General features: G+C 45.0%; 20 protein-coding genes. 8 read left to right on the top strand and 12 right to left on the bottom strand.

Annotated features, from left to right (window positions below; all coding sequences use genetic code 11):
• Positions 1 to 23: 23 nt before the first annotated feature.
• The 6 genes from L5M18_RS09620 to brnQ all read right to left on the bottom strand — a co-directional run bounded on the left by L5M18_RS09620 (position 24) and on the right by brnQ (position 5,966).
• On the bottom strand, positions 24 to 464 hold the full coding sequence (locus L5M18_RS09620; RefSeq protein ID WP_113939821.1) for a GNAT family N-acetyltransferase: 441 nt from the start codon (positions 462 to 464) through the stop codon (positions 24 to 26).
• 34 nt (positions 465 to 498) lie between these two features.
• A complete protein-coding gene (locus L5M18_RS09615; protein WP_263196732.1) occupies positions 499 to 834 on the bottom strand; it encodes a hypothetical protein in 336 nt (111 codons plus the stop codon).
• An 11-nt stretch (positions 835 to 845) separates the two neighbouring features.
• Positions 846 to 2,570: a single-stranded-DNA-specific exonuclease RecJ gene (recJ, locus tag L5M18_RS09610; protein ID WP_263196730.1), complete on the bottom strand. Its 1,725-nt coding sequence runs from the start codon at positions 2,568 to 2,570 to the stop codon at positions 846 to 848.
• 94 nt (positions 2,571 to 2,664) lie between these two features.
• Positions 2,665 to 3,390 carry a bifunctional protein-disulfide isomerase/oxidoreductase DsbC gene (dsbC, locus tag L5M18_RS09605; protein WP_105250085.1) on the bottom strand — a complete coding sequence of 242 codons (726 nt, stop codon included), beginning with the start codon at positions 3,388 to 3,390 and terminating at the stop codon, positions 2,665 to 2,667.
• 140 nt (positions 3,391 to 3,530) lie between these two features.
• Positions 3,531 to 4,433 (bottom strand): site-specific tyrosine recombinase XerD, encoded by a 903-nt coding sequence (gene xerD / locus L5M18_RS09600; RefSeq protein WP_263196728.1) that lies wholly within the window; start codon positions 4,431 to 4,433, stop codon positions 3,531 to 3,533.
• Between the two features lie 120 nt (positions 4,434 to 4,553).
• Positions 4,554 to 5,966 (bottom strand): branched-chain amino acid transport system II carrier protein, encoded by a 1,413-nt coding sequence (gene brnQ, locus L5M18_RS09595; protein WP_263196726.1) that lies wholly within the window; start codon positions 5,964 to 5,966, stop codon positions 4,554 to 4,556.
• Positions 5,967 to 6,494: 528 nt separating this feature from the next.
• On the opposite strand from brnQ, the gene L5M18_RS09590 reads away from it, so the two are divergent.
• From L5M18_RS09590 to L5M18_RS09565, 6 genes are all read left to right on the top strand, one after another.
• The gene (locus tag L5M18_RS09590) at positions 6,495 to 7,211 is read left to right on the top strand and encodes a tRNA1(Val) (adenine(37)-N6)-methyltransferase (RefSeq protein ID WP_263196724.1); all 717 of its coding nucleotides are present in this window, start codon (positions 6,495 to 6,497) and stop codon (positions 7,209 to 7,211) included.
• A 236-nt stretch (positions 7,212 to 7,447) separates the two neighbouring features.
• Positions 7,448 to 8,707 (top strand): ATP-dependent RNA helicase SrmB, encoded by a 1,260-nt coding sequence (gene srmB, locus L5M18_RS09585; protein WP_263196722.1) that lies wholly within the window; start codon positions 7,448 to 7,450, stop codon positions 8,705 to 8,707.
• A 362-nt stretch (positions 8,708 to 9,069) separates the two neighbouring features.
• Entirely contained in the window at positions 9,070 to 10,281 is a 1,212-nt protein-coding gene (locus L5M18_RS09580; RefSeq protein WP_263196720.1) for an efflux RND transporter periplasmic adaptor subunit, read from the top strand.
• A complete protein-coding gene (locus tag L5M18_RS09575) occupies positions 10,281 to 13,472 on the top strand; it encodes an efflux RND transporter permease subunit (protein WP_219250351.1) in 3,192 nt (1,063 codons plus the stop codon). The genes L5M18_RS09580 and L5M18_RS09575 overlap by 1 nt, the downstream gene beginning before the upstream one ends.
• 228 nt (positions 13,473 to 13,700) lie before the next feature.
• Entirely contained in the window at positions 13,701 to 14,408 is a 708-nt protein-coding gene (locus L5M18_RS09570) for a TatD family nuclease-associated radical SAM protein (RefSeq protein ID WP_263196718.1), read from the top strand.
• A 190-nt stretch (positions 14,409 to 14,598) separates the two neighbouring features.
• Positions 14,599 to 16,836, top strand: a complete 2,238-nt coding sequence (locus L5M18_RS09565; RefSeq protein WP_173246598.1) for a PAS domain-containing protein — start codon at positions 14,599 to 14,601, stop codon at positions 16,834 to 16,836.
• Here the strand turns inward: L5M18_RS09565 and L5M18_RS09560 are convergent.
• The 3 genes from L5M18_RS09560 to L5M18_RS09550 form a co-directional block, all read right to left on the bottom strand.
• Positions 16,817 to 18,220, bottom strand: coding sequence for a hypothetical protein (locus L5M18_RS09560; RefSeq protein ID WP_028761621.1), 1,404 nt, complete (start codon positions 18,218 to 18,220; stop codon positions 16,817 to 16,819). The two genes, L5M18_RS09565 and L5M18_RS09560, sit on opposite strands and share 20 nt — an antisense overlap.
• Before the next feature lie 95 nt (positions 18,221 to 18,315).
• Complete coding sequence (locus L5M18_RS09555) at positions 18,316 to 18,870, bottom strand: hypothetical protein (RefSeq protein ID WP_113939813.1); 555 nt, start codon at positions 18,868 to 18,870, stop codon at positions 18,316 to 18,318.
• Complete coding sequence (locus L5M18_RS09550; protein WP_105250092.1) at positions 18,863 to 19,612, bottom strand: transcriptional regulator; 750 nt, start codon at positions 19,610 to 19,612, stop codon at positions 18,863 to 18,865. The genes L5M18_RS09555 and L5M18_RS09550 overlap by 8 nt, the downstream gene beginning before the upstream one ends.
• A gap of 429 nt (positions 19,613 to 20,041) precedes the next feature.
• On the opposite strand from L5M18_RS09550, the gene L5M18_RS09545 reads away from it, so the two are divergent.
• Entirely contained in the window at positions 20,042 to 20,863 is an 822-nt protein-coding gene (locus tag L5M18_RS09545) for a cytochrome C (RefSeq protein WP_168824862.1), read from the top strand.
• Positions 20,864 to 20,873: 10 nt separating this feature from the next.
• The gene (locus L5M18_RS09540; protein WP_113939812.1) at positions 20,874 to 21,392 is read left to right on the top strand and encodes a hypothetical protein; all 519 of its coding nucleotides are present in this window, start codon (positions 20,874 to 20,876) and stop codon (positions 21,390 to 21,392) included.
• A 193-nt stretch (positions 21,393 to 21,585) separates the two neighbouring features.
• Here L5M18_RS09540 and nhaD read toward each other — a convergent pair whose 3' ends face one another.
• The 3 genes from nhaD to fba all read right to left on the bottom strand — a co-directional run bounded on the left by nhaD (position 21,586) and on the right by fba (position 25,297).
• Positions 21,586 to 23,055 carry a sodium:proton antiporter NhaD gene (gene nhaD, locus L5M18_RS09535; protein WP_173246601.1) on the bottom strand — a complete coding sequence of 490 codons (1,470 nt, stop codon included), beginning with the start codon at positions 23,053 to 23,055 and terminating at the stop codon, positions 21,586 to 21,588.
• 231 nt (positions 23,056 to 23,286) lie between these two features.
• Complete coding sequence (locus L5M18_RS09530; protein WP_263196716.1) at positions 23,287 to 24,024, bottom strand: YdiY family protein; 738 nt, start codon at positions 24,022 to 24,024, stop codon at positions 23,287 to 23,289.
• 205 nt (positions 24,025 to 24,229) lie between these two features.
• On the bottom strand, positions 24,230 to 25,297 hold the full coding sequence (gene fba, locus L5M18_RS09525) for a class II fructose-bisphosphate aldolase (protein WP_028761627.1): 1,068 nt from the start codon (positions 25,295 to 25,297) through the stop codon (positions 24,230 to 24,232).
• Positions 25,298 to 25,454: the final 157 nt, after the last annotated feature.

The following is a 25,454-nucleotide window of genomic DNA, read 5'->3' as shown; positions in this document are numbered from 1 at the left end:
ATTTGCTGGCTATTTTTTTGATGTTAACTAAGGCATTGATAAGGCTTAGCAGGCCTAATTTGCATGAGCATTTCAGGGGTGTCGACCGCTTTAAATCCAAACTGGGCGTAGAGTCCATGGGCATCGCGGGTGGCTAACATTATCCGTCTTAAACCTTGTAATTCAGGATGTTCAAGAATTGCTGTTATCATCAACTTGCTTAAACCTAAGCCGCGGTGCGACTCAAGTACAAACACATCGGCAAGATAGGCAAAAGTGGCTTTATCTGTGATTAAGCGACCAAAAGCCACTTGTTGATTGTCCTTATCAAATACCCCAAAACACAGACTATTGGCTAACGCTTTTTGTAGCAGTGCCTTTGGCATGCCCTGCGCCCAATAACTATTACTAATAAAGCCATGGATAACCTCAAGATTCATTTCAGCTTGATCTGTACTGACTCTGTATCCTGTTTCCTGCTGCATTTTCCTTTCTCCGAAATTTTCCGTTAACGTCAGTTCAGGTGTTCTTGGCACTCATAAATATCATAAATGCCATCGCTAATAACACCACTTTAGCTAACGAATACAAAGCCCCCGCTAAAGTACCACCGCCATGATAACTAAAGGCTAAGTGGCGATTGATTTCATACTTAAAGGATTTAGCTAAATAACGGTAAGCGAGAAAGTAAAACAAGGAGGCTGCTGGCCAAATCCCCATAAGCAGCATTTGCCCCTGAGCCTTAGTGGTGAGTAAGGTTGAGATAAACGGTATGCTTAAGCAGACAACATATATCCAAGCAAAACGCTTAAGTAGCTGGCGGATTTTTTTATCGGATAATGATTTCAACTTCACTCCTTGTCATCTTACATAGCTTCGATTTGCTCAACCATAAGTTGCAGCGAAAAATTGCCGCGATACTCATTCACATCGAGTTTATACACAACACGAGCATGATTAATCGTCGCATCTGGCCAAGTGTGCAAATCCACATTAAAGGCAATGGCATCGAGCATCACAGTGCCGCATTGGGTTTCGAGTACGAGCTTAAGGTGGCGCTCACCGACAAGACGTTGTTGCACTATCGTAAAGTAACCATCGAATAACGGCTCTTCGAAAGCTTGTCCCCAAGGTCCCGCATTACGCAGTAACTGAGCCATTTCAAGATTCAACTCTGCGGGAGTGAGTTCGCCATCGGACCAAAGCTCGCCCGTTAACAACTCAGGTTTAAGCTGCTCACGCACCGCATCATCATAGGCTTTGGCAAATATCGCAAAACTGCCCGCTTTGAGCGATAAACCCGCCGCCATTGCATGACCACCAAATTTAATAATCAGTCCCGGATGGCGAGTGTTCACTAACTCCAATAAGTCGCGCATATGCAAGCCTTTGATCGAACGCGCCGAGCCTTTAATTTCACCATTGCCCGCATCGGCAAAGGCAATCACGGGTCTATGGTATTTGTCTTTAATGCGCGAGGCCAAAATCCCGATCACGCCTTGATGCCAATCCTCTTGAAATAGCGCTATACCCCAAGGTAACTCGGCTTCGTTGAGCTTTAAGTGCTCAAGGCTTTTTAAGGCTTCCTGCTGCATGCCGACTTCCAGCTCACGGCGTTCTTGATTCAATCCGTCAAGCTCTGCCGCCATGCGCCGTGCATACATCATGTCTTCGCAGAGTAAGGTTTCAACCCCAAGTGCCATTTCATCCAACCGGCCTGCGGCATTCAGTCTTGGGCCCACGGCAAAACCAAAGTCAGATGCGACAATCCGCGCCGGATTTCGCTTCGCCACTTCAAGCAACGCAGTAATCCCCACACGGCAACGCCCGGCTCGCACGCGCTGCAAACCTGCTTCAACCAAAATACGATTATTGGCATCGAGTGACACCACATCGGCAACGGTGCCAAGGGCAACGATATCGAGTAATGTGCCTAAATTAGGCTCAGCAATACTATGGGTTTGATACCAGTTTCGCGTCCGTAATTCAGCCCTTAATGCCGTCATCAAATAAAAGGCCACGCCGACACCCGCTATCGATTTACTGGCAAATGGACAGCCCGGTTGGTTAGGGTTCACTATCGCATCGGCAGCGGGTAACTCATGGCCGGGTAAATGATGGTCGGTAATCACCACTTGCATACCAAAGGCTTTGGCCGCCGCAACACCGTCAATTGATGAAATACCATTATCGACAGTGATCAGCATTTCAGCCTGTTTAGACGCCGCAACCGCAACAATTTCAGGGCTTAAGCCGTAGCCGTAATCGAAGCGATTGGGGATCAAATAATCGACTTTCACCGCGCCCATCATCCGCAGCGCCAACATACACACACTGGTTGAGGTCGCGCCGTCTGCGTCAAAGTCACCCACGATCAGAATCGACTTATTCGCCTGCATTGCATCGGCGATAAGCGCCGCGGCTTCGGGCAACCCTTTCATGGTTTCAGGTCTTAATAGACCCTTAAGGACAAGCTCGCATTCGTGGGTTAGCGCACCACGGCGAGCGTAAAGCTGTTTCAATAGCGGCGAAAGATGAGCGGGTAAATGGCTATCATCAACGGTTGGGCGACGGACTATCTTATGGATCAAGGGACTCAAACTCTCATGAAATCGTGGCAATAAGATAACAAAAAGGTGAGCCTTAAGCTCACCTTTCGTGGGATAAATTTTACATTTTAGGCTGTTACTGACGTGCCTCTAAGGTGCGTAATAAGTCTTCAGGCGGTTGATAGCCAGGGATCATATTGCCATCTTCTAATACGATTGCAGGCGTACCATTGACACCAAAGGTTGTACCTAACGCATATTGCTCGGCAATTTTAGCATCACATGTTGCCGCGGCAACTTTGCTGCCCGCTTTAGCATCAGTCATGGCTTTTAATGGATCTTTAGCACACCAGATAGCTTGCATCTCATCGGCATTAGCTGATGGCACACCCGCGCGCGGGAAGGCTAAGTAACGCACTGTAATACCAAGTTTATTGTAGTCAGACATTTGGCTATGCAATTTACGGCAATAACCACAGCTAACATCGGTAAATACAGTGACCACGTGTTTTTCGTTTTTCGCTTTATAGACAAGCATATTCTCTTCAAGCGGCTTCATCATTTCTAAACGCGGACCCGCTAATGCGGCTTCGGTTAAGTTTTTCATGCCCTTATCGATATCATACACACTACCGTGGAATAGTTTTGAACCATCACGGCTAATATAGAGCACGCCGCGGTTGGTCATGGCTTGATACAAGCCCTCAATTGGTGAGTCCTGCATAGAAATGACTTCAACATCTAACATCTCACCGAGTTTTTGCTTAATCGCAGCGGTATCGGGAGACGTCGCAGTGGCAGCGCTGGCAAGTGGTGCAACTAGGAGGGCAAAAACTAATGATAATGCTGGGGTCAACTTCATGGGACATCCTATAAATTGTGTCACTACAACGAGATATTGGGGCCGTTCTAACTCGAGATATTCAATAGACCCTGTATAGGGGCAAAAAGTTACAGACAAGCCGCGCGGAAAGCAAATTTATGCTGTAACTAAATCCTTTTTTAGCCTCTAGGATGATGCTGTTGATGCAATTCCTGCAATCTTGCCCGTGCGACATGGGTATAAATCTGCGTGGTCGATAAGTCGCTGTGACCTAATAACAGTTGGACAACCCGCAGATCGGCACCGTGATTGAGCAAATGAGTGGCAAAAGCATGTCGTAAAGTGTGCGGTGATAATGCAATTTCAATCCCCGCACGCAGAGCATAAAGTTTAATCCGATGCCAAAAAGTTTGCCGCGTCATCATCTGCCCGCGTTTCGACGGAAATACCACATCAGATTGTTTATTACCGAGCAACTCTTGGCGAGCAAATTTCATGTAGCCCTCCACTTCGGTAATAGCCAATTCCCCCAGCGGCACAAGACGCTCTTTGCCACCCTTGCCCACAATACGTACTAAGCCTTGGCGCAAACTCATTTGCTCCATGGTCAAGCCGACAAGTTCACTCACCCTGAGGCCAGTTGCATACAAAAGCTCTAGCATTGCCTTGTCACGGCATTCGACGGCATCATCCACATTGGGCTCAGACAGTAAACGGTCAACCTGCGACTCACTCAGAGAATCCGGCAAATGGCGCGTTAACTTAGGTGACTCGACTAAGGCCATAGGATCGGCTGAAATCTGCTTGGTCTGCACCAAATAAGTATAGAAACGCCGTAAACTGCTGAGCAGCCGAGCGCTACTGGTACGCGCAAAATTCTGCTCAACTCTAAAGGCCAGATATGCCCTAACATCGGCCTGAGAAACCGCGAGTAACGTCACTCCTTGCTGACCTTGATAACGATCAAAATGGCGTAGATCGGTACGATAGGCCGATAGCGTGTTATCACTCAGTCCCTTGCTTGACCAAAGATCATCAAGAAAAGCATCGATAAGTGGATCTGGCATATAGGTTTTAGGCACAAATACTCCATAAAAAAACGGCGTAATCAAATGATACGCCGTTGATATTAATTTAAATATGTCTAAGCCTGCATAAGCTTAACTGAGTTAAGCATAAAGACGAGAACTAGAATGCAAAGCCTAGGCTGCAGCCGTTTGACCACGGCCACGACCGAATACTAAACACAGTGCAATCGTCGCAATGGTCGGCAATAACCAAGCCATACCTTCTTCATAGAGTGGCAGCTTAGATAACACTGGAGACATAACATTCACTATATGGATAAAAACCTGTGCTAAGCCATTCATGGCTTGACCATCAGCGTCAGTCAAACTTTTCGCTGCCACTTTAAGACCATCGAAGATGCCGAAAAACAGTGCCACGCTCAGTACTGCACGATGTGCAAACTGTGGATTCGCAAAATAAGCGGTCAGGAAAGTCACAACCACAAGAGCAATAGCCACAGGATAAATCGTCATTAATACGGGAATACTAATAGCAATCAACTGACTTAGGCCCACGTTCGCAATCACTGCGCATATCAAGCTTAAAAAGATCACGAGGAAACGGTAAGGCAGTTTAGGCATCAGCTCATTAAAGAACTCAGAACACGCACTCACTAGCCCAACCGCAGTGGTTAAACAAGCTAAAGTCACGACGGATGACAACAAGACTGAGCCTAGTTCCCCAAACTCGCGGGTCACGTAATTTGTTAATATTTCGCCGCCATTTTTAGTGCCGATAGCGATATCGCCGGCGGTTGCACCTAAAAAGAACAAGGACACATACACAAAAGTTAAACCAGTGGCGGCAATAAAGGCTGCACGGATTAGATACTTAGTTTGATCACTGGGTTGGTCAATGCCCTTTTTACGCAGGATATCAATAATCAACATACCAAACATCAAGGATGCTAACGTATCCATAGTGTTATAGCCTTCCAAAATACCTTTGGTCAGCGGATGCTGTTGGTAATCCCCCACTGCTTGGCCCACTTCGGATGCAGGTAAAAACAGCACTGAAACGGCTAATCCGACCAACAAAATCAATAAAATAGGCGTTAATACTTTACCTACGCTATCGAGCAACTTACCAGGGAAAAGCGCCAGCAACATAGTGACAGCGAAGAAACCTAATGTGTATAGCAGTTGCGTCAGGTTTAATTCTAAACTGCCCAGCAAAAACGTTGCCGTGGTGTCATCGATAAATGGCTTAGCGCCAATCTCGTAAGCCACTAATCCCGTACGCGGCGCAGCAAAAGCAGGGCCGATAATAATGTAAATCGCGACAGCCAATGTCGTTGCTGCAAATACTGGCAGCATAGCCATAACCTTACCTTGAGCCTTAGCGACAGCAATCAGTCCAACTAAAGGTAAACCTACGGCGGTAATCAAAAAACCCAACATGGCGAGGGGCATATTTTCGCCCGCTAACATACCCGCGAATGGTGGAAAAATTAGGTTTCCCGCACCTAAAAAGAACGCAAAGGTCATAAAACCTAAGCCTAATGTATCTCCGATACTCATCTGATTGTCTTGCACTGGAAGCCCCATCTTGTCTTATTGTTTTTTTACAAACTTAAGTGATTATGTGTCGATTAGCCATAGCTAAAACAAAGCCCATCCGGAGTGCAAATCTATGTTTACACAATTCCGTGGTAAATATGTTCGATATCTGCCGAGTTTATAAACGATGGCGAACGTTTATGTAGCCTAACTGACGACTAATTCACCAACAAACTCGTTTACCTATCCGTTAATCTTAAAAGTGATTAAAAATGGGGGCGAAACTAATACCAGACTTAAAGCATCAATACAAGACAACAAGTCCGTTCAGGCAAAAAAAGCGAAATAATGCTAATTAACTGCTAATAAAAGGTTTCTAAGGCAATAAATTAAAGCGTTAATTAAGTGAAATCAGTATTACCACGTAAAATAGTAAATGATTTGGCGACACAAATTCATACAGCTAGGACAGATGCGACTGTTTAAAAACATTAGCTAAAAACGAGGGCTAGAATTAGAATATTGCGCGCCCAATATTGGGCCTAAATCACTTTAGAACGGCAAAATTAACTCCCCATGGCATTCACTTTTAAACAATTTCATATCGATGACATGAATTGCGGCATGGCCGTAGGCACAGACAGCGTCGTCCTTGGGGCATGGGCACAACTGACCACCGCGAAATCAATCTTAGATATAGGCGCAGGCAGCGGCTTACTCAGTTTAATGGCAGCTCAGCGCAGTCAAGCACATATCACCAGTGTCGAATTAGACACCAATGCCGCCCATGCTTGCCAACATAACTTCCACAATAGTCCTTGGGCTAATCGACTGACCTTAGTTAATTGCAGCATCCAAGACTTTTGCCAACAAACTGAGTATCAAGAGTATTTTGATCACATAATTTGTAATCCGCCCTATTTTGAGCAAGGCACGCAAGCGATACAATCCCAGCGCGCTATGGCCCGCCACACAGATAGCTTAAGCTTTACCGCACTACTCGATGCCATTCATGTGTGCCTAGCACCACAAGGAAAGGCAAGTCTCATATTACCAATGCAGAGTATGGCCCGTTTCGACGAAATCTTAACGCACTCTCAGCTCAATTTGATTGAAATAACCAACCTTATCAGCATTGTAGGAAAAAGCGCTAATCGAGTACTCTGCGTACTCGCCCACAAGACTCATCCACAAATGGCTCCAAAGCTCAGTGATATCACTATTCGTGAACGTTCAGGCCAATACACACAAACCATGGTGCAATTGGTTCGAGATTTTTACCTTAAATACTGATATCGAGTCCAATCCTGACACATTAAGTAAAGCTAGCTAAGTTTGGCAAATTTAACGAAAGCTCCAATTTCCCACAAATTAAATGCTAATACATTGACCTAAAAGTAATTAACTTATGCCAATTACCATAAAACTTTACTGACACAGAAGATAAACACAGGAGATCTAGATAAGTTATTTAAGTTAACCGCCATAACCTTTATAATGCTTCGCTATTATCCGTCGAGACGCTGCGCATGCAATTTGAAGATTTCCAGCTTGACCCTAGCTTATTAGAGTCGCTTAATGCCATGGGGCATCATTCACCCACAACGATTCAGCAAGAAACGATTCCTTACGCCCTAGAGCAAAGAGATATTCTTGCGCGCGCCCCGACAGGAACAGGTAAAACAGCGAGCTTTTTACTGCCATCGCTACAACATTTGATCGACTTCCCCCGTCGTTTTGCGGGACAAGCAAGGGTGCTAATCCTCACGCCAACCCGTGAGTTAGCTAGCCAAATCCACCGTTATGCGAGTCACCTAGCCACGGGCCAAGGTTTAGATATTGCTATCGTTACTGGTGGCGTTCCTTATAGACCACAGGAAGAGGCCTTAGCAGGCAACGTCGATATTCTGGTCGCGACCCCAGGCCGCCTGATGGAATATTTAGACAAAGGCAATTTCAATGCCCAAGAAGTCGATATCTTAATTATCGACGAAGCCGATCGCATGTTAGACATGGGCTTCTCTTCTGTGGTGCAAGCCATTGCTATTGAGGCCCAAGGCCGCAAACAGAACATGCTGTTTTCTGCCACCTTAGAAGGCGGCGGTGTACAACGTTTTGCCCGTGAAGTGTTAAACGACCCGATTGAAATCGATGTTGAAGCCCCTCGCAGTGAAAAAGCCAAGATCCACCAATGGATCCACTTAGCCGATGATAAAGAGCATAAATTTGCGCTGTTGTGTCATCTGCTACGCCAAGAGGATGTCAAACGGACTATCGTATTTGTGAAAACCCGCGACATCGTTTCTAGCCTAGAAGGCCAGTTACTTAAAGTCGGTATTCCCTGCGCCTTTATGCGTGGCGATATGGAACAGAAGAAACGCTTCCAAGCCTTGAGTCGCTTTACTAAAGGTGAAGTCAATGTCTTGTTGGCGACCGATGTGGCTGCACGCGGTATCGATATCGACGATATCACCCATGTGATCAACTTCGATATGCCACGTTCTGCCGACACTTATATCCACCGCATTGGCCGTACTGGCCGCGCTGGCGCAAAAGGTACCGCGATTTCGCTTGCCGAAGCCCACGACATGCGTATCGTCGGTAAAATCGAACGTTATATCGAGCAACCGTTGAAACGCCGCGTGATCGAAGAGCTGCGTCCAAAGAATAAAGAAGCGCGCACACCGGGTAAGAAAAAAGCCAAAGTGAAAGCGAAAGAAGCTGCGAAGAAAACGAGCAAGAAAGAAGCGGCAAAGAAAGCGAGTAAAATCGCCCGTAAGAAAAAGTAACACCCGCTTAAATTCACCAAACTAAAGCCGCTATATGCGGCTTTTTTATTACCAAAATATAACTTACGTGGGTGATTTTACTAAAAATATCCTGCTATGTTTAATTATATAGAATGAAATGCGGCGGATTTAGAGCGGTTAACCCCAATGCGGATTCATTCTTATTTCAATATATTCCAATCACCTAACTGAACCTTTCATCACCTTTCTGCTCTAATTTTCGCCCAAATATCGATGCATGATGAGCATATCTGTCGCGGCATCACTTTTAGAAACATTTAATTTACAAAAATAAATTTATTGGCGTGGCCGACTCTGCTACTTTAACCCCATTACGCGATTAGCATGGATTTAACCATTATATGATGAAGACCCTACTGAGGAGACTGTCTCCTTTTCTTATTCTGCTGCTGTTTGTATTTGGCGCAGCCTTATTAATGCAAACGAAGGAGGCGCCAGAACAAAAACCTGAAGAGATGCCCATTCCTATCGTTGATGTCACGCAAGTGACTCAGCAAACAGTATCGCTAAATTTACCTTCCTACGGCGTGGTTACCCCAAAGTATAAAACCCAACTCGTGACCGAAGTTCAAGGCAGAATGCTCACTATCTCCCCTCATTTTGTTGCAGGTGGCATAGTCATGAAAGGCGACCAATTAGCGCAAATCGAGCCCTCAGATTACGAGGCTGACTTAATGCAAGCCGAAGCGACGCTGGCCCAAGCCACCGCCGCACTGAACGAAGAAATAGCCCGTGGTGAAGTCGCTAAAATCGAATTCAAAGGCTACGACAAGGGCTTGCCCCCTGAGTTAGGTCTACGTATCCCGCAACTCAAAAAAGAACAAGCTAACGTAAAATATGCGCAGGCAGCACTGGCGCGAGCCCAACGTAACCTTGAGCGCACGGTTATTCGCGCGCCCTTTGATGGCATAATCAAAGTTAGAAATGTCGATTTAGGTCAATACGTTAGCTTAGGCACTAATCTAGGTGAGCTCTATGACACTAGCGTTGCCGAAATCCGCTTACCCATTTCTAATGATGATTTAGCCTATTTAGAGTCTGTCGATAATCCCGATACCCAAGTCACGCTTAGCGCCTCTTTGGCGGGCAAAGAAAATACTTGGGAAGGCAATATTATCCGCAGTGAAGGTGTTATCGATGCCGAAAATCGCATGGTGTATTTAGTCGCAGAAATCAAAGATCCCTATCTGCGCGCGAATAAAGTGCCAGGTAGCTTACCACTTAAATACGGTAGCTTCGTCAATGCAGTCATCAAGGGCCGCACTGTCGATGGCATAGTTAAATTACCCCGCCATGTGGTTCGTAACGACCAAGTCGCCCTAGTCAACGACAAAAATATCATTGAAATGCGCCAAGTAAATGTGGTTCGTAGTGATTTAGAAAATGTGTTCATCAAAGACAGTCTAAAAACGGGTGAACGCGTCGCTACGACCCACTTCAACAGTATGGCAAATGGGCAAATGGTCAAAATCTTAGGTGAAGCGGCATTGCCTACTGAGACACCAAAAGAAAATACTCCTGAATCGAGTCTTGCGGCCGCTGGAGTTAAATAATGGACACTCAAAAAGGGATCTTAGCTTGGTTCGCCCGCAACAGTGTGGCCGCGAACTTATTAATGTGTGTTCTACTCATCGGCGGCCTGTTCAGCAGTATTTTGATTAATAAAGAGGTTTTTCCTTCTTTCGAACTCAATTTATTAAATATTTCCGTCGCCTATCCAGGTGCGGCGCCACAGGAAATCGAAGAAGGCATCAACATCAAGATTGAAGAAGCCATCCAAGATATCAACGGCATCAAGAAAGTGACTTCTGTGGCTAGCGAAGGCGTTGGCTCGATTACCGTTGAAGTTGAAGACGGTTACGAAGTGCAGACCATTCTCGATGAAGCCAAACTGCGGTTAGATGCAATTTCAACCTTCCCAGTGAACATCGAAAAACCGAATATCTCTCAAATCAAACCTGAGAATAACGTCATTTGGGTGTCTGTTTATGGCGATATGACACTCCACGATATGAAAGAATTGGCTAAGTCGGTTCGTGACGATTTAACCCAACTCCCCGCGGTAACCCGTGCGAAAGTGACTGGGGTGCGCGATTATGAAATCGGTATTGAAGTTTCTGAGAATAAGTTACGAGAGTACGGTTTGACCTTCTCGCAGGTCGCATTAGCAGTGCAAAACTCTTCCTTAGACTTACCAGGCGGCTCTATTCGTGCTCAAGATGGCGATATCCTATTGCGCACCAAAGGCCAAGCCTACACGGGCGATGACTTTGCCAATATAGTCGTCACAACTCGCGCCGACGGTAGCCGCGTGATGCTGCCACAAGTAGCTACCATCAAAGATGATTTCGAAGAACGTTTGGAATATACCCGCTTTAACGGCAAACCCGCTGCGATTATTGAAGTTACCAGCATTGATGATCAAAACGCCTTAGACATTGCAGACCAAGTTAAACAGTACGTAGAACAGCGCCGCGCCACACTGCCAGCTAACGCTCAACTCGATACTTGGGGTGATATGACCCACTATCTCCAGGGCCGCTTAGACATGATGATGTCGAACATGTTTTACGGTGCCTTGTTGGTGTTTATCATCTTAGCCATGTTCCTCGATCTGAAGTTAGCATTTTGGGTCATGATGGGGATACCCGTGTGTTTCCTCGGCACTATGTTGGTCATGCCGCTCGAACCTTTCTCCATGACGATCAACATGTTGACCCTATTCGCTTTTATCTTGGTGCTCGGAATAGTGGTGGATGATGCTATTGTCATCGGCGAGAGTGCCTACACAGAGGTCGAACGCCACGGTCACTCGGTTGAGAACGTGATCCGCGGCGCGCAAAAAGTGGCGATGCCCGCGACCTTCGGGGTCTTAACTACAATTGCGGCATTTATTCCCATGTTAATGGTTTCTGGCCCTATGGGGATTATCTGGAAATCCATCGGTATGGTGGTCATCCTCTGTTTAGCCTTCTCACTGGTAGAGTCTAAGTTCATTCTGCCAGCGCATTTAGCGCACATGAAGTTTAAAAAACCTGGCGCACCAAAGGGATTCTTTGGCCACCTAAAAGCCAATTTTAACGACAGAGTGCAATACTTTATTCACCACAGCTATCGCAACTTCCTCGAGCGCTGTATCAAACACAGATACAACGTGGTCGCTGCCTTTATCGGTGTATTGATTCTGTCGATTGCCTTAGTCGCCAGTGGCAAAGTGCGCTGGGTATTTTTCCCAGACATTCCCTCAGACTTTATTCAAGTTGAACTTGAAATGGATGAAGGCAGCTCCGAAGGTAACACCTTAAAAGTGGTACAGAGCATAGAAGAAGCCCTGTACAAGATGAACGAAAAAATGGAGAAAGATAACGGCTATCAAGTGGTGAAGCATAGCTTTATCAATATGAGCTCCCGTACCTCTGCCTTCATTTTTGCCGAACTGACGAAAGGTGAAGACCGTGAAGTCGATGGCGTGACGATTGCTGCCGCGTGGCGTGAACAATTGCCTGAGCTTTTGTCGGTTAAAAAACTCAGCTTTAACGCGAGCACCAACGATGCCGGTGGCGATATTTCCTTCAGACTAACCTCGAGTGACCTCGATGAACTGTCCGCGGCCTCTAAAGAGTTGAAGCAAAAACTCGCCAGCTACGAAGGCGTGTACGATATTGCCGACAACTTCTCCTCGGGCAGTCATGAAATTCGCCTGAAGATACGTCCAGAGGCTGAAGCCCTTGGCCTGACCCTTTCCGATTTAGCTCGCCAAGTGCGTTACGGTTTCTATGGTTATGAAGCCCAACGTATTTTACGTAATAAAGAAGAAATCAAGGTGATGGTGCGCTACCCATTAGAACAACGTCGTACTGTGGGTTATCTTGAAAATATGCTGATCCGCACGCCAACGGGCACTTCGGTTCCCTTCTCGACTGTGGCACAAATTGAAAAAGGTGAATCCTACGCCTCAATTACCCGTGTTGACGGCAAGCGAGCGATTACCATCACGGCAAATGCCAACAAAAACATCGTTGAACCTTCAAAAGTAGTGCAAGAAATCCAAAAAGATTACCTGCCACAATTACAGGCCAAGTACCCTAAAATCCAAACTGCACTGGACGGTGGCAGCTTGGATGAACAGAATGCCATGGTCGGTTTGATGCAAGGCTTCTTCTTTGCGCTGTTCACCATTTATGCTTTGATGGCCGTGCCACTTAAATCCTACAGTCAGCCGTTAATCATCATGTCTGTGATCCCCTTCGGGATTATCGGCGCCCTGTTTGGTCACTTAATTCAGGGACTCGCGATGAGCGTGTTAAGTCTCTGCGGCATAGTGGCATTAGCGGGAGTGGTGGTGAACGACTCCTTGATTTTGGTGGACTTTGTGAACCGTGCGCGGGAGCAAGGGCAGTCGGTCAGACAGGCGGCGGTCGATTCAGGCTGTTATCGTTTTAGGGCGATCATCCTGACGTCACTCACCACCTTCGTCGGCTTAGTACCTATTATTCTCGAGCGTAGTTTGCAGGCGCAAATAGTGATCCCTATGGCGACATCCCTCGCTTTCGGTATCCTGTTCTCGACCCTTGTGACGCTAATTTTAGTGCCCTTGCTGTACATCATACTCGACGACGTTAAGCGCACTAGCAGCCGCTTCTTCCATTGGTGGTGGCAGCCTAAAAAAGACCATGAAGTGGACTTTACACCTGAGCATTTAGAGCCGCCAGTCCCCACTGACTATAAAAAAGACTATCTATAGGAAGTTAACTAGAAGCAGTTAATCAATGTCTTGAACCTTAAAAAGAGAGCTTAGGCTCTCTTTTTAATCCTCAGTGCGAGTCAATAACCTCTCAATCATCTATGTCATTTTGAGTCTGCCGCGAGTGGCTTGAGCTTTCAAGTTGCGATCTAGTTGACAGTTATCGCATCAGGCTTTCGCTACACTGTGTTTAAGTCGTCAGCTATCGTTAGAATGAAACCCATCATTATGTCTGAGCATCTGCACAAGCAAAATATTGATAAACCACAAGTTGTCACCACAGAAACCCTAGCGAACGGTCACATAACAGATGAAGTTTGCACAAATGAAACCTGTGTGACTGAAACGCTTGTCTATGATATTCGTCGCAGTCGCTACCTTAATATTACGGGTCGCTGCACCCTGCGCTGCGCGTTTTGTCCAAAACATAATGGCAGTAAACAGATCCACGAATATCAACTGGCACTGTGTCACCAACCTAAGCCCGAAGAAATTATTCCACTGCTTGGCGATGTTAAAGACTTCGAAGAATATGTGTTTTGTGGCTATGGCGAACCGACCTTAAATCTTCCAACTTTGCTTGAGGTGGCGAAAGAAATTAAACAAAGAGGCGGGCGAGTACGCATTAATACCGATGGTTTAGGTAATTTAGTCCATAGGCGCAATATTTTGCCAGAACTGGCCAACTGCGTTGATAGTTTATCCATTTCCCTCAATGCGGATAATGAAGCCGCCTATATGGAACATTGTCGCCCCAAACTCGCCGGTTCTTATGCCGCCGTACATGCTTTCATCGCATTAGCGCCACACTATATTGAAACGGTACAAGTTTCAGCCATCGAAGGATTGGCGGGGGTTGATATCGACATCTGTCGTGAACAAGTTGAGTCCTACGGCTGCGAATTCAAGCATCGCATATTAGGCGCCTTAGGCTAAACGGCATTCTAATACAGCCAAAATCGACTGAAATACCCAAGCAGATAACACTGTCGATTACCTGAGTGGTACATGTGTGAATCGTCTTAACTTTTACTCAAGGAATCTTGCTGAGTAACTTGGCACTGTCGTAACAATTCTTTCGTGTTAACATAGCGAAATTAACAGTTCACCCACTCATAATCGGTTCATGCTGAAGAATAACCCAAGCACGTATCCCGCTGCGCCACTGCTCTCTTTAACCCAAGGGATCTATTGGTCGCATCAACGCTTACTCGCTATTGCAAGCCAGCTTTCTATGCTGGTGATTGGCATGATTATTTTAACTCACTTAATCATTACGTTAGGTGAACGACGCCTGCAAGAAGAGTGGGCAACGCAAAGATACAGTGAACTGCAAACCATAGGCTCATTGATCGCAGATAAAGTGTCTTTTCAGCAATTTCGAACCCAAATTTTCGCCAATGGGGAACTGCTAAAACAATACTTAAGCAATCCTACCGCCAAGCAACAACTTAAATTGCAGGAAAACTGGCAAGATCTAGTAAAACATATTCCTGAGTTACTCGGTATTGCACTGTACGATCCCCAAGGTAACTATAAATTCTCAACGCCCCCTAATTTCAATAAAGATGCCTTACCACCGACCTTACTTGGAGCGAGTCGGAGCATGGGTGGCAAGGAGGTCTATACCTCGCCACTGGAATTTGTTCCGATAGACGGCATGCTTGAACCTTATATGTATCAAATGGCGTGGCTCGAGAAGCCCGATCAGAGTTCTATCGGTTATCTGGTGACGTACAACTCTATGGTAAAAATGCTGGAGGCCATAAAACCAGCCTTTTCAAGCAATAAGTCCCCTATGTTAGTGCTTGATACTCAAGGATTACTCTATGCTGGCGCGAGCGATCTCGCCCCTCTAAGCAATATGCCAGAAACCTTAGGAGCAAGTTTAAGACAGAGCTATCCGGCCCTGTGGCGCGATATGTCCATGAGCAACTTTGGACAATTCCACGGTGAAGAAGCCACTTATGTTTACCTTAAAATCGAACTCACTGCCCAACCTGAGACTCACAGAGAATATTTTTTACTCTCCTATGTGCGCAACTCAGACATAGCTGCTCGTTTCTCACAATGGCAAAACATTGTCATTGTGGCATCGTTAATATTAACGGTTTTAGCCGCTTGGGTTGTACTACTCAGCCACATGTATCGCTTACAACAGCGTTCACGCCAATACAGTATTGATGTTGCTAATGGCTTATTTAATAGTGACATCGGCTTTATGATGGTAAACGAAAATGCCAGAGTCATCAGTGCCAATACTAAAGCGGCACAAGCGACCTTAGTACCATTAGATGAACTGACAGACCGAAGCCTACAGCGTACCTTATGCCTCGATGATAAAACCTACACGGAGTTAATGGAGCAGGTACATAAAACCGGTCAATGGTCTGGTGAAATCAGTCTAGAGAGTATCGATGGCCCTACTTTACGCGTTCATATCCGCCAAGCACCAAGGGCGAGCCGAGGCTCACCACATCTATTAATCACCCTTGAGGACATCAGTGAGTTAATCAGCAGCAAACAAAATGCTTTTCTCAGTGAGCTTTTATGCGATAACACAGTCGCGACAGCCCTCACGGATGCTAACGGTAAACTGATTAAAATCAATCCAGTATTCGATGCGCTAATGCAACTCAATGGCGATTTAAATCAAGATTTAGCGTCATTACTCGCGAATGATTTGGGCAATCAATGGCAGAGGATCAGCGCCCAAATTGCCATGCAAGGTCAGTGGCAAGGGCAAATTCTATGCTCACCTAAACAGGCGCATTCCAATTGTTTGCAAGCCACCTTGAAGGGCCATGTGGCCGCCGATGGTGAGATTGATTATATCGTCTGCACTTTAGAGCAAGCCGCCGAGCGTGGTCGAGGCACAGAGAAGCGTAACCTTGTGCCCCATCGCAGTACTATTCTGCTGAATTTGGCAGATTTAGAACGTTACTTTAACTCTCTGCCGCCACCAAGCCGTCTCAGTTCAAGCTTACTGTTAATGGATATCAATCCAGAGGGCATGCTAAGCCACATGAGTGATATCGACCAACTGGCAAATCGTCAGCAAGAAATAGAAGTGCAATTATTGCTTGAAATTCCAGCTAATTATCAAATTCTGCATTGGCAGCTAGGGAAGCTCATTGTGATGTTACCTGACACAGACGCCACCCATGCGCACAACTTTGCCCTCAATATGATGGAAAAGCTCAATGGTAATGGCTTAGGGGAAGGTATTAGTATTGGTATTGCGGGTTATCAAGAAGGCCAGACATTAGAGCAATATCTGAATAATGCCGAAATCGCCCTAAAACGGGCGAAGCAAAATAACGATCAGAATATCGGTCAAGCCTTTACTCGTCATCAATCGTAGATTCGGGTGCATTAACTGAGTCAGGCAACTGACTCTGGGTAATTTCTATGATTGCCGAGCGGTTCATGGTGATTTTATAGCGAATATACTGCGGGGCTTCGCGCCCATCACGCAACACTAAAATCAGGTTGACTTGATAGCGCCGCTCAACAGATTCATAACTAATTTTGCCTTCAACTTCCTTATAAATCTTCGCTTTACCCCGTTCTAAATAACGGGCAAAAGGCACTAAGCTAAAGCTCACTTGCTCTTGAATAGTCGAATATCCCGCTTGGAATTCACTCTGATTCACCTTAGTGGCGATTTTATAGTGCAGAATTTCCGCATCGACCTTATTTTGGCTATGTCTGTGCTTTAGAATGTCACTGACTTTTTCGGGTAGATCTTGCTGACGCATAAACTCAAGCCATACCAACTGCTTAGCGATAACCGCCTGACTCGTAGTATCCCGTAAAATGCGGCTCCAACGTGGTCGACCCCGCTGAATAAATCGCCACATGGCATTGCGCACATCGTCCTTAAAGATTTCCCTGAAACCGTAGATCACGGCTAAGGTCAGCACTAGCGCAATAGTAAAACCACTAAAGGCGCCCTGCGCTTGAATTATCAACGCAGACACCACCAACATCACTAACGCGGTCGCCAGTCCTGTCGTAAACTTTTTAAGGCCAATCCCTAAAGGCTTTAACTCTTCTTTGAGTACCACACCTTGTTGGATTAAACGGCGCAACAACAACATCTTGTTAGAGATACGGTTAGGATCTTGCTTAGTTTGCGCTGAGTTGTACTTATGCTCATCACGATAGGCACATTCATTACGGCAGAGCGTGAGTACCCGCTCTAAAATATCGTTGAAATCACTGGTTCGAGTGGCATAAGCGAGCACTTTGAGTAACTGCTGCTCACAAAACCAAGACAAGTAGTTATCAGCATTTTCAAAGTAAGATTTCCATTTAGGATCACCCGGTTCGTTACGGCGAAACTTTTTCAGCAACTGGGCAATTTGTTCGCGTAATTCGTCGAGGGCAAAATAAAAATGGGTTACATCTGTGATTTGATTGAGTTCTTTAACATCGTTTTCAACCGCAACCGCAAACTGATAGGCGAAGAGATTTAGGTACAATCTGAATTCTTCAACAGTACGGCGATTTAAACTGGCAAAACGCCCCTGCACCAGAGGTAAGTGCAAGCCTTCTGAATAGTATGAGCGACGTCCAACTATTGAGCTGTAGTAGTACTCTTCTTCATTGAGCGTGCGCGAGCCTATGCCCATTTCCTTAGGTAAAAAGAAATAGAGATCGAGTTGACGATTATCGCCCTTTTCCATCTGATGGCTGAACTTAATCGACAGGGATTCTTCTTGCTTTACACGTATCTTAGACACAACACCCTTTTCATGAATCCCTCACAGGAGACTCACCACAGTAATCACAAATCAATGAGCACTAATCTTAACTGAAATAAACTCAAATTCACTGATTAAATTCGACTATTTACGATTCTGCATCCACAAATGGTATTGCTAGGCTGAAAAAGGACCACTGCATAATCTTTGGTGTCATCCATATCTAACACCTCGATACTGAGATTGTGCATTTCCGAGTCATTAAAATGTAAGCTGCTGATATAGGATAGATATTTCATATGTTCTGGCCAATTTTTTTGCTTTTCAATTTCAGATTCCGTTTTCGTTTTAACGGTAACTTTATAGGTCATGCTATTGGCCTCAATACTGTCGACTTTGCCTTGCATTAAAATATTGCCCGCACTCGTACCGTCAATATTAAAGTAACGATAATTGATCTGCGTATTGTCAGCGGCAATCAAAACATCCACGAGTAGGTAAAATTTACCGTCACTGCTAACACTCGAGCTGCCGCTAGGATTGGCACTAGAATGGCGGTCGAATAATTCAGAGCTGCAATTTAAAATCATCGTCTGATTGGTAGCCGACTGTTTGTATATCACACCGCAGGCCATAATCAATGCCGACAAGATAACAATATTAATCGTCCACTTTAGCCATTTAGCCACAGATGTTAACCTCCTGCAGCCAAGCAGCATCGATGAAGGTTTTCGGTCGAGTGAAATCACTGATTTTAATATTACGGATCACTGACTGACCGAGTTTTTCGCCTCGAAAAGTAATATTAAGCACTTGTTTATCATGGGACAAAGAAGCATAAACATCAGCCCAATCACTTTGACCGCAGGCGATTAATCCTGCACTTAAGCGCTCACCTAATTCGAAGAGTAAAGTGTTATTAGTATTGGAATCAGCAAATAAGTGTAATCGTACTTGCTGGCCTGAAGCCAAAGGTAATATTGAGGTCATAAGTGCTTGGGTTGGCTTGCTGTGATCCGTATGATTCAAATAAAACACCGAAAACGCTAACATAAACCCGAATAACACTAAGGCACTCCACAAAGGCACTGTGTGCAATCTGAGGTAATTAACACCTCTAAACTCAGTCCCATTAGATGGTTGGAGTAAATAACCTTGGCCTTTCACGGTTTCAATCAAGCCCTCATATTGAGGTCCAAGAAAGCTGCGAAGCATAAAAACAGCACGGGCCACAGAGGTATCAGTTAGCGGCGGATGCTTTCCATCCCCCGTCTTCAGCATGTGCTTAGAAACCAACTTACCTTGATGCTCAACAAGCAAATTAAGCACTTGTAACTCGGCTCGAGGAAGATGCCAAGATTCATCGCGAGACAACTCAATCAGTATGCCTCGTTCCCGATCAAACCTGCAGTCTCCCAATTGCATCAACATCCACTCAACTCCATAAAAACACAAAGTTAAGTCTATGCAAACTAACTAATGATTAATGTGATCTTGCTAACCCAAGTCAGCAAATAGTTAATTTTCGTGAGACGACCCCCAAGTTCAGCGCTATTAGGCAAAAACATGCGTTAACTCACAGGAATAAATACCATTTAGCACATGGAAAATTCGGCATAAATTTACATAAATATAATAAATATCGGGACGATGAGCACCTTACAATCTGTTTAGTTAATTAAAATGCAGAATTTAAGTCGGTTAATTCTATTGTAGTAACGCTATTTACCGCTCATGTAAAAGGCAAATATCCTCCGGCGTAAATCACAATATTTATCTCAAGCATGCTTAGAATTTACGTCATCAATTTATCTTTAGCATTTGATAAATAGAAGTAATCCTACATAGAGGAAATACATAATGAGCATAAATAGACGTCAAGCATTAACCCGTATTATTGGTATTAGCACCGCAGCGGCAGGTGCAACACTCATGGGGACATCGGTTCTCGCGGCAACGAATGCCGATGGTCAATATCAATTAGCGATAGGAGAGAAACTTAAATACGTTCCACTTGATGCAATGGCAACAGCAAAACTGGCCTATGAAACGGGTGGTGGTTGTATGCACCAAGTTTTTCATGCCGTTGTGACTATGCTAGCCCAATCTAATAGTGCCGATGCAGACAAGTTCAAAACAATTCCAACGGCATTAGCCGCATATGGTTTTGCAGGGGTAACGGGTCAAGGCACACTCTGCGGTAATCTTAATGCGATAGGCATGTTAGTGAATATTTTAGATGACATTAATGGTCACAATAACGCCGTGATAGCCAATACCTTCCGCTACTACGAAAATACAACGCTCCCTTTATCTTCACCTGAATTTGTTACTGGTATTGGCTCGACAGCAGAAAAAACGGCTCTTGTGGGCAGTTCATCAAAAGCCAAGAGCGTGTTATGTCACTCATCTATCAGTAACTGGTCAAAGGCTTCTGGCTTACCATTCGCGAAAAAAGGTGAACGCTGTTACCGCTTATCCGCGTCTATGGCTTATTACTTAGTCGATGTATTGAATCGTGCCTATCAAGGGGAGAATATCGGCGCCCTTGTTGGTAGTAAGCCAACACCAGATGCACAAGATTGCCAAACTTGTCACGGTAGTACTAGCACATTAGGCTCAGCGGCAAGTGTAAAAACAGACATGGAATGCACCACTTGCCATACAGGACATTTCAATTAAGGAGACTGTGATGAAATACCCATTACTCACATTGACCCTCGCGACATTAATGCTCGTAGGATGTGGCAGTGACAGCAATAACACTGAGCCTGAAACTCCGCAGCCACCTCCCGTCGAAAATGCAGTAAACATTGATGAAGCAACGCAAATAAATCTCAAGCTTGAGCAATTTGACTCGAGTACAGGGACAATTCAATTTTCACTGACGGATGCGCAACAAGAGGCGATCACTGCGGCTAAAACCTATGATATTTACTATTTTGGGTTCCCCGACAAAGCCAAGGAATCCTCGAATCCGAAGGCATGGAAACACTGGCATGTTACCCAAAATTATCGTTGCCAAAGTCTTGGAGAATGCAGCGGTAAATTAACCGAAGTCACAAGCGGTCAATATCAATTTGAGATAGCAGGCTTAGATTGGGCTCAGCAGGATCCAAGTGGTTCAGTAACACAAATTAAAGTCGCGATTCAGATCTACGGCGCAAAAGCCAATAACGAGCTGGATTTAATTCAAGTGCTACCGCAATAATCCTTCCAATGACATATCCAAACAAATAGAGGCATCCATCGGATGCCTCTATTTTATTCATTGATATCTAGACGTTATGCGATTGAATTTTGTTAGATCGATGTTGTTCGCTAAATAATTCGCGATATTATCCGCTACAAAACGACTCACAAACGTCAATACAGTCCAAAAGGTGAATGAGCAGTACTTTTATTTAGAACATCGCAGCATTGAGCCACATATGTACTAAAATGCTCGCGATATAACCCAGCGCAATGACAGGTGTCCAACGCAAATGGGCACCAAAGGTGTAAATCCCCCTAGCTTGTCCCATTAACGCGACCCCTGCAGCACTGCCAATTGACAATAAACTGCCCCCAACTCCTGCGGTTAACGTTACCAGTAACCATTGGCCTAAGGCCATCTCAGGGTTCATCGTCAACACAGCAAACATCACCGGAATATTATCAACAACCGAAGACAACAGACCGATAGCCACGTTGGCATAGGTCGTATCCCAATTGGAATACAAAGCCTCAGATACTAAGCTCAAGTACCCCATAAAGCCAAGGCCACCCACACATAGCACTACACCATAAAAGAACAACAGGGTATCCCATTCAGCGCGGGAGATCCTGCTAAACACATCGAAGGGCACCACACTACCAAGCTGCTGAAGACGCTGCTCGTCCTGACGCAATTCAGCCTTTGCACGTTCGCGGGCAACGGAACGATTGAAGGTTTTACGCAGATAAAAACCAAAGAATTGTAAGAAACCTAATCCCGTCATCATACCCAATACAGGCGGCATACCTAAGAAGGAATGAGCACACACTGCCGTAGCGATTGTGAGTAAAAACAACGCAACAATTCGCTTAGCACCCGGCTTAGTATAAACATGCTCTTTTTCTGGCTCTGGCACGAAATGTGGAATAAACACACTCATAATGGCAGCGGGTAATGCAAAGTTCACTAAAGCTGGAATAAACAGATGGAAGAAATCGCTAAAGTGCACTAATCCTTTTTGCCACACCATTAAGGTCGTGATATCACCAAACGGGCTAAACGCGCCACCCGCATTAGCCGCAACAACAATGTTGATACAGGCTAGGGTGATAAACTTGCGTTGCCCTGCCCCCACCTTCATCACCACGGCACACATCAATAGCGCAGTCGTTAAATTATCTGCCACGGGTGAGATAAAGAACGCCATAAACCCAGTCAACCAAAAAACGGTTCTTAGACTAAAACCACGGCCGACAAGCCAACCACGAATGGCATCAAACAAATTTCGCTCTTCCATAGCATTGATATAAGTCATCGCCACGAGTAAGAAGAGTAGAAGCTCAGCATATTCAAGCAAGTTATGTTTGAATGCCGCTTCCGACACTTCAGACATACCATTTTGTACATACACAAAACCTATCATGCCCCAGATAATCCCTGCCGCGACCAGCACAGGTTTCGACTTGCGTAAATGTAACGACTCCTCAGCCATCACCATTATGTATGCAAGTACAAACACAAAGACGGCAACATAACCCACACTCGAGGCGGTTAAATTAAGCCGTTCTATCCCTTCTGTCATAGCCCATGCTGCAGGTGAGAATCCGCTCAATATTGCAACGCAGAATAGACTCCATAACGCCATTCCACTGCCTTTAAACAACCGCTGTAATTTCATTAAAGTTCATCTCTACGTAGGAAATTAGTCGAAAATTACCATAGCTTCAGCATAGTAAATGTTGATAAAACGCAACTTTCTATGCATTACCCTATAACCAAAGGCATTTAAAACATTAATTTTTGTATAACTACAGCGATAACTAATAAAGAAACATTTAACTTAGTCTAAAAAGAGCCAATAAAAAAGCACCTCAAAGGTGCTTTTTAGTTTCTAATCAGCGTCACTGCATTAGAAGGAATATAACAAGGTCATATTGGTTTCTGTATCTGTACTTTTCTTATTATCCAACGGCTCGCTGTTGTAGCGCACAATAATGGCAAACTTCATTGCTAATGCGCCGATAATATTCGCCGTTAACGAAGTTTCAGAACGGGCATCGAGCTTATCACCGTAATCGGCAACGAAACGTTGTTGGAATTTAGAGGTGTCAGTGATTTCGGTTTCAAAGTTGATCACGCCGTGAGCAACGACGCTGTCATTGGTATCATGGCCTTCGATAAGTGCTTGCTCTGTATCAAGACGCTGATAGATATAACCTGGACCGACTTCGACATCTAAAAAGGTCTTGTTAGTATCATAGAATCTATAACCATAACCCGCTGCGCCAGATAGCGTGTAATCATAACCGGTGAACGGATCAACTTCATAATTACCGTTAGCAAACAAGTAGCTACGATCTGTCATCTTGTAGTTACCTTGTGCGCCCGCTAAATAGCGTTTCGCGGTAACAGAACCTGTATCCTCTTTATATAAACCTTCGAGTAAGTACTGATTCTCCCAATCGCCAAGCTCATGCTTAAGATTTAAACGCCCTTTGAATGATGAGGTTTCAGTGTTACCTGTGGTTAAGGTTGCACCAAGCTCAGCTTCACCTGCGAATGTCTCATCGCCTTTTACAAAATCGGCCCCAGCTGTCGCCATAAAAGGTGCAGTCATTAATAGTGCTGCGGTCAGTACTTTCTTCATGTTTATCCGTTCCTGTTCCGTTAAATCCAATCCCTATAAATATCTGTTCGTCCCAGCGATGCTGAATAAGCACATATTAATAAGGGTTAGTATTTTCCCCTGAAAATCTGCGCGATATTAACATTTACGATTAAAAAATGAAAATTGCAGCTATTTTAAGTATAAAAAAACCCGCTTTAGCGGGTTTTTATCTCAGCGATAACGCTTACATATTGATCTTAGGATCTAACGCACCAGACTGGTACGCTTTATACATTGCTTGTAAAGACAATGGCTTAATCTTAGATGCTTGACCTGCACAGCCGAAAGCTTCATAGCGAACCGTACAGATATCGGCCATGGCTTCCATTGATGCTTTCAGGAATTTACGTGGATCAAATTCACTTGGGTGTTCAGCTAAGAATTTACGAACGGCACCCGTTGATGCTAAACGTAAGTCGGTATCAATGTTGACTTTACGTACACCGTGTTTGATACCTTCTACGATTTCTTCTAATGGCACACCGTAGGTTTCTGGGATCTGACCACCATATTGGTTGATGATCTTTAGCCACTCTTGTGGCACAGAAGATGAACCGTGCATCACTAAGTGAGTGTTAGGAATACGCGCATGAATTTCTTTGATGCGGTCGATACGCAGTACATCGCCCGTCGGTTTACGACTGAACTTATATGCACCATGGCTAGTACCGATAGCAATCGCGAGTGCATCAACATGAGTATCGGCAACGAAACGCGCCGCTTCTTCAGGGCTAGTCAGCATTTGATCGTGACTTAAAATACCTGATGCACCAACACCATCTTCTTCGCCAGCTTGGCCAGTTTCTAAGCTGCCTAAACAGCCGATTTCACCTTCAACTGACACACCACACGCATGGGCAAATGCCACTGTACGACGGGTAACATCAACGTTGTACTCGTACGATGCAGGCGTTTTGCCGTCAGCCATCAAAGAGCCGTCCATCATGACTGATGACATGCCTAATTGGATAGAACGCTGACAAATATCAGGATCGGTACCGTGGTCTTGGTGAATACACACAGGAATATCTGGGTACTGCTCAAGAGCTGCTGCCATCAAATATTTTAAGAACTGTGGGCGAGCGTATTTACGCGCGCCAGCAGAAGCTTGCACTATCACAGGGCTGTCTGTTGCTTCAGCGGCCTGCATGATGGCACGCATCTGCTCTAAGTTGTTAACGTTAAACGCAGGTACACCGTATCCATGTTCTGCTGCGTGATCAAGTAGTTGTCGTAGGGAAATTAACGCCATTTTTTAACTCCAATAATAGGGTGATATCTATCACCGAGGTCGCTATCGTTTGGATGGATTTTTATACCCGCATTCAACTCTGTACCTTAAATAAACAACTTAAATTAAGTACCTTAGATGAATACGGGCGGTTTTTTTATAATTTTTTACTTTTTAT

Source organism: Shewanella sp. SM20 (assembly GCF_025654545.1).
Classification (GTDB): domain Bacteria; phylum Pseudomonadota; class Gammaproteobacteria; order Enterobacterales; family Shewanellaceae; genus Shewanella; species Shewanella oncorhynchi.
The sequence above is the reverse complement of the archived record's forward strand: the minus strand, read 5'-3'. Positions and strand labels throughout refer to the sequence as shown.

Bases quoted from the DNA above. Each gene is read 5' to 3' on its own strand.
- L5M18_RS09565 (WP_173246598.1), top strand. From the start codon at position 14,599: ATGCTGAAGAATAACCCAAGCACGTATCCCGCTGCGCCACTGCTCTCT.
- brnQ (WP_263196726.1), bottom strand. From the start codon at position 5,966: ATGGGGCTTCCAGTGCAAGACAATCAGATGAGTATCGGAGATACATTA.
- L5M18_RS09570 (WP_263196718.1), top strand. From the start codon at position 13,701: ATGTCTGAGCATCTGCACAAGCAAAATATTGATAAACCACAAGTTGTC.
- L5M18_RS09575 (WP_219250351.1), top strand. From the start codon at position 10,281: ATGGACACTCAAAAAGGGATCTTAGCTTGGTTCGCCCGCAACAGTGTG.
- L5M18_RS09550 (WP_105250092.1), bottom strand. From the start codon at position 19,612: ATGTTGATGCAATTGGGAGACTGCAGGTTTGATCGGGAACGAGGCATA.
- L5M18_RS09545 (WP_168824862.1), top strand. From the start codon at position 20,042: ATGAGCATAAATAGACGTCAAGCATTAACCCGTATTATTGGTATTAGC.
- L5M18_RS09540 (WP_113939812.1), top strand. From the start codon at position 20,874: ATGAAATACCCATTACTCACATTGACCCTCGCGACATTAATGCTCGTA.
- nhaD (WP_173246601.1), bottom strand. From the start codon at position 23,055: ATGAAATTACAGCGGTTGTTTAAAGGCAGTGGAATGGCGTTATGGAGT.
- L5M18_RS09620 (WP_113939821.1), bottom strand. From the start codon at position 464: ATGCAGCAGGAAACAGGATACAGAGTCAGTACAGATCAAGCTGAAATG.
- L5M18_RS09580 (WP_263196720.1), top strand. From the start codon at position 9,070: ATGATGAAGACCCTACTGAGGAGACTGTCTCCTTTTCTTATTCTGCTG.
- srmB (WP_263196722.1), top strand. From the start codon at position 7,448: ATGCAATTTGAAGATTTCCAGCTTGACCCTAGCTTATTAGAGTCGCTT.
- L5M18_RS09590 (WP_263196724.1), top strand. From the start codon at position 6,495: ATGGCATTCACTTTTAAACAATTTCATATCGATGACATGAATTGCGGC.
- dsbC (WP_105250085.1), bottom strand. From the start codon at position 3,390: ATGAAGTTGACCCCAGCATTATCATTAGTTTTTGCCCTCCTAGTTGCA.
- fba (WP_028761627.1), bottom strand. From the start codon at position 25,297: ATGGCGTTAATTTCCCTACGACAACTACTTGATCACGCAGCAGAACAT.
- L5M18_RS09530 (WP_263196716.1), bottom strand. From the start codon at position 24,024: ATGAAGAAAGTACTGACCGCAGCACTATTAATGACTGCACCTTTTATG.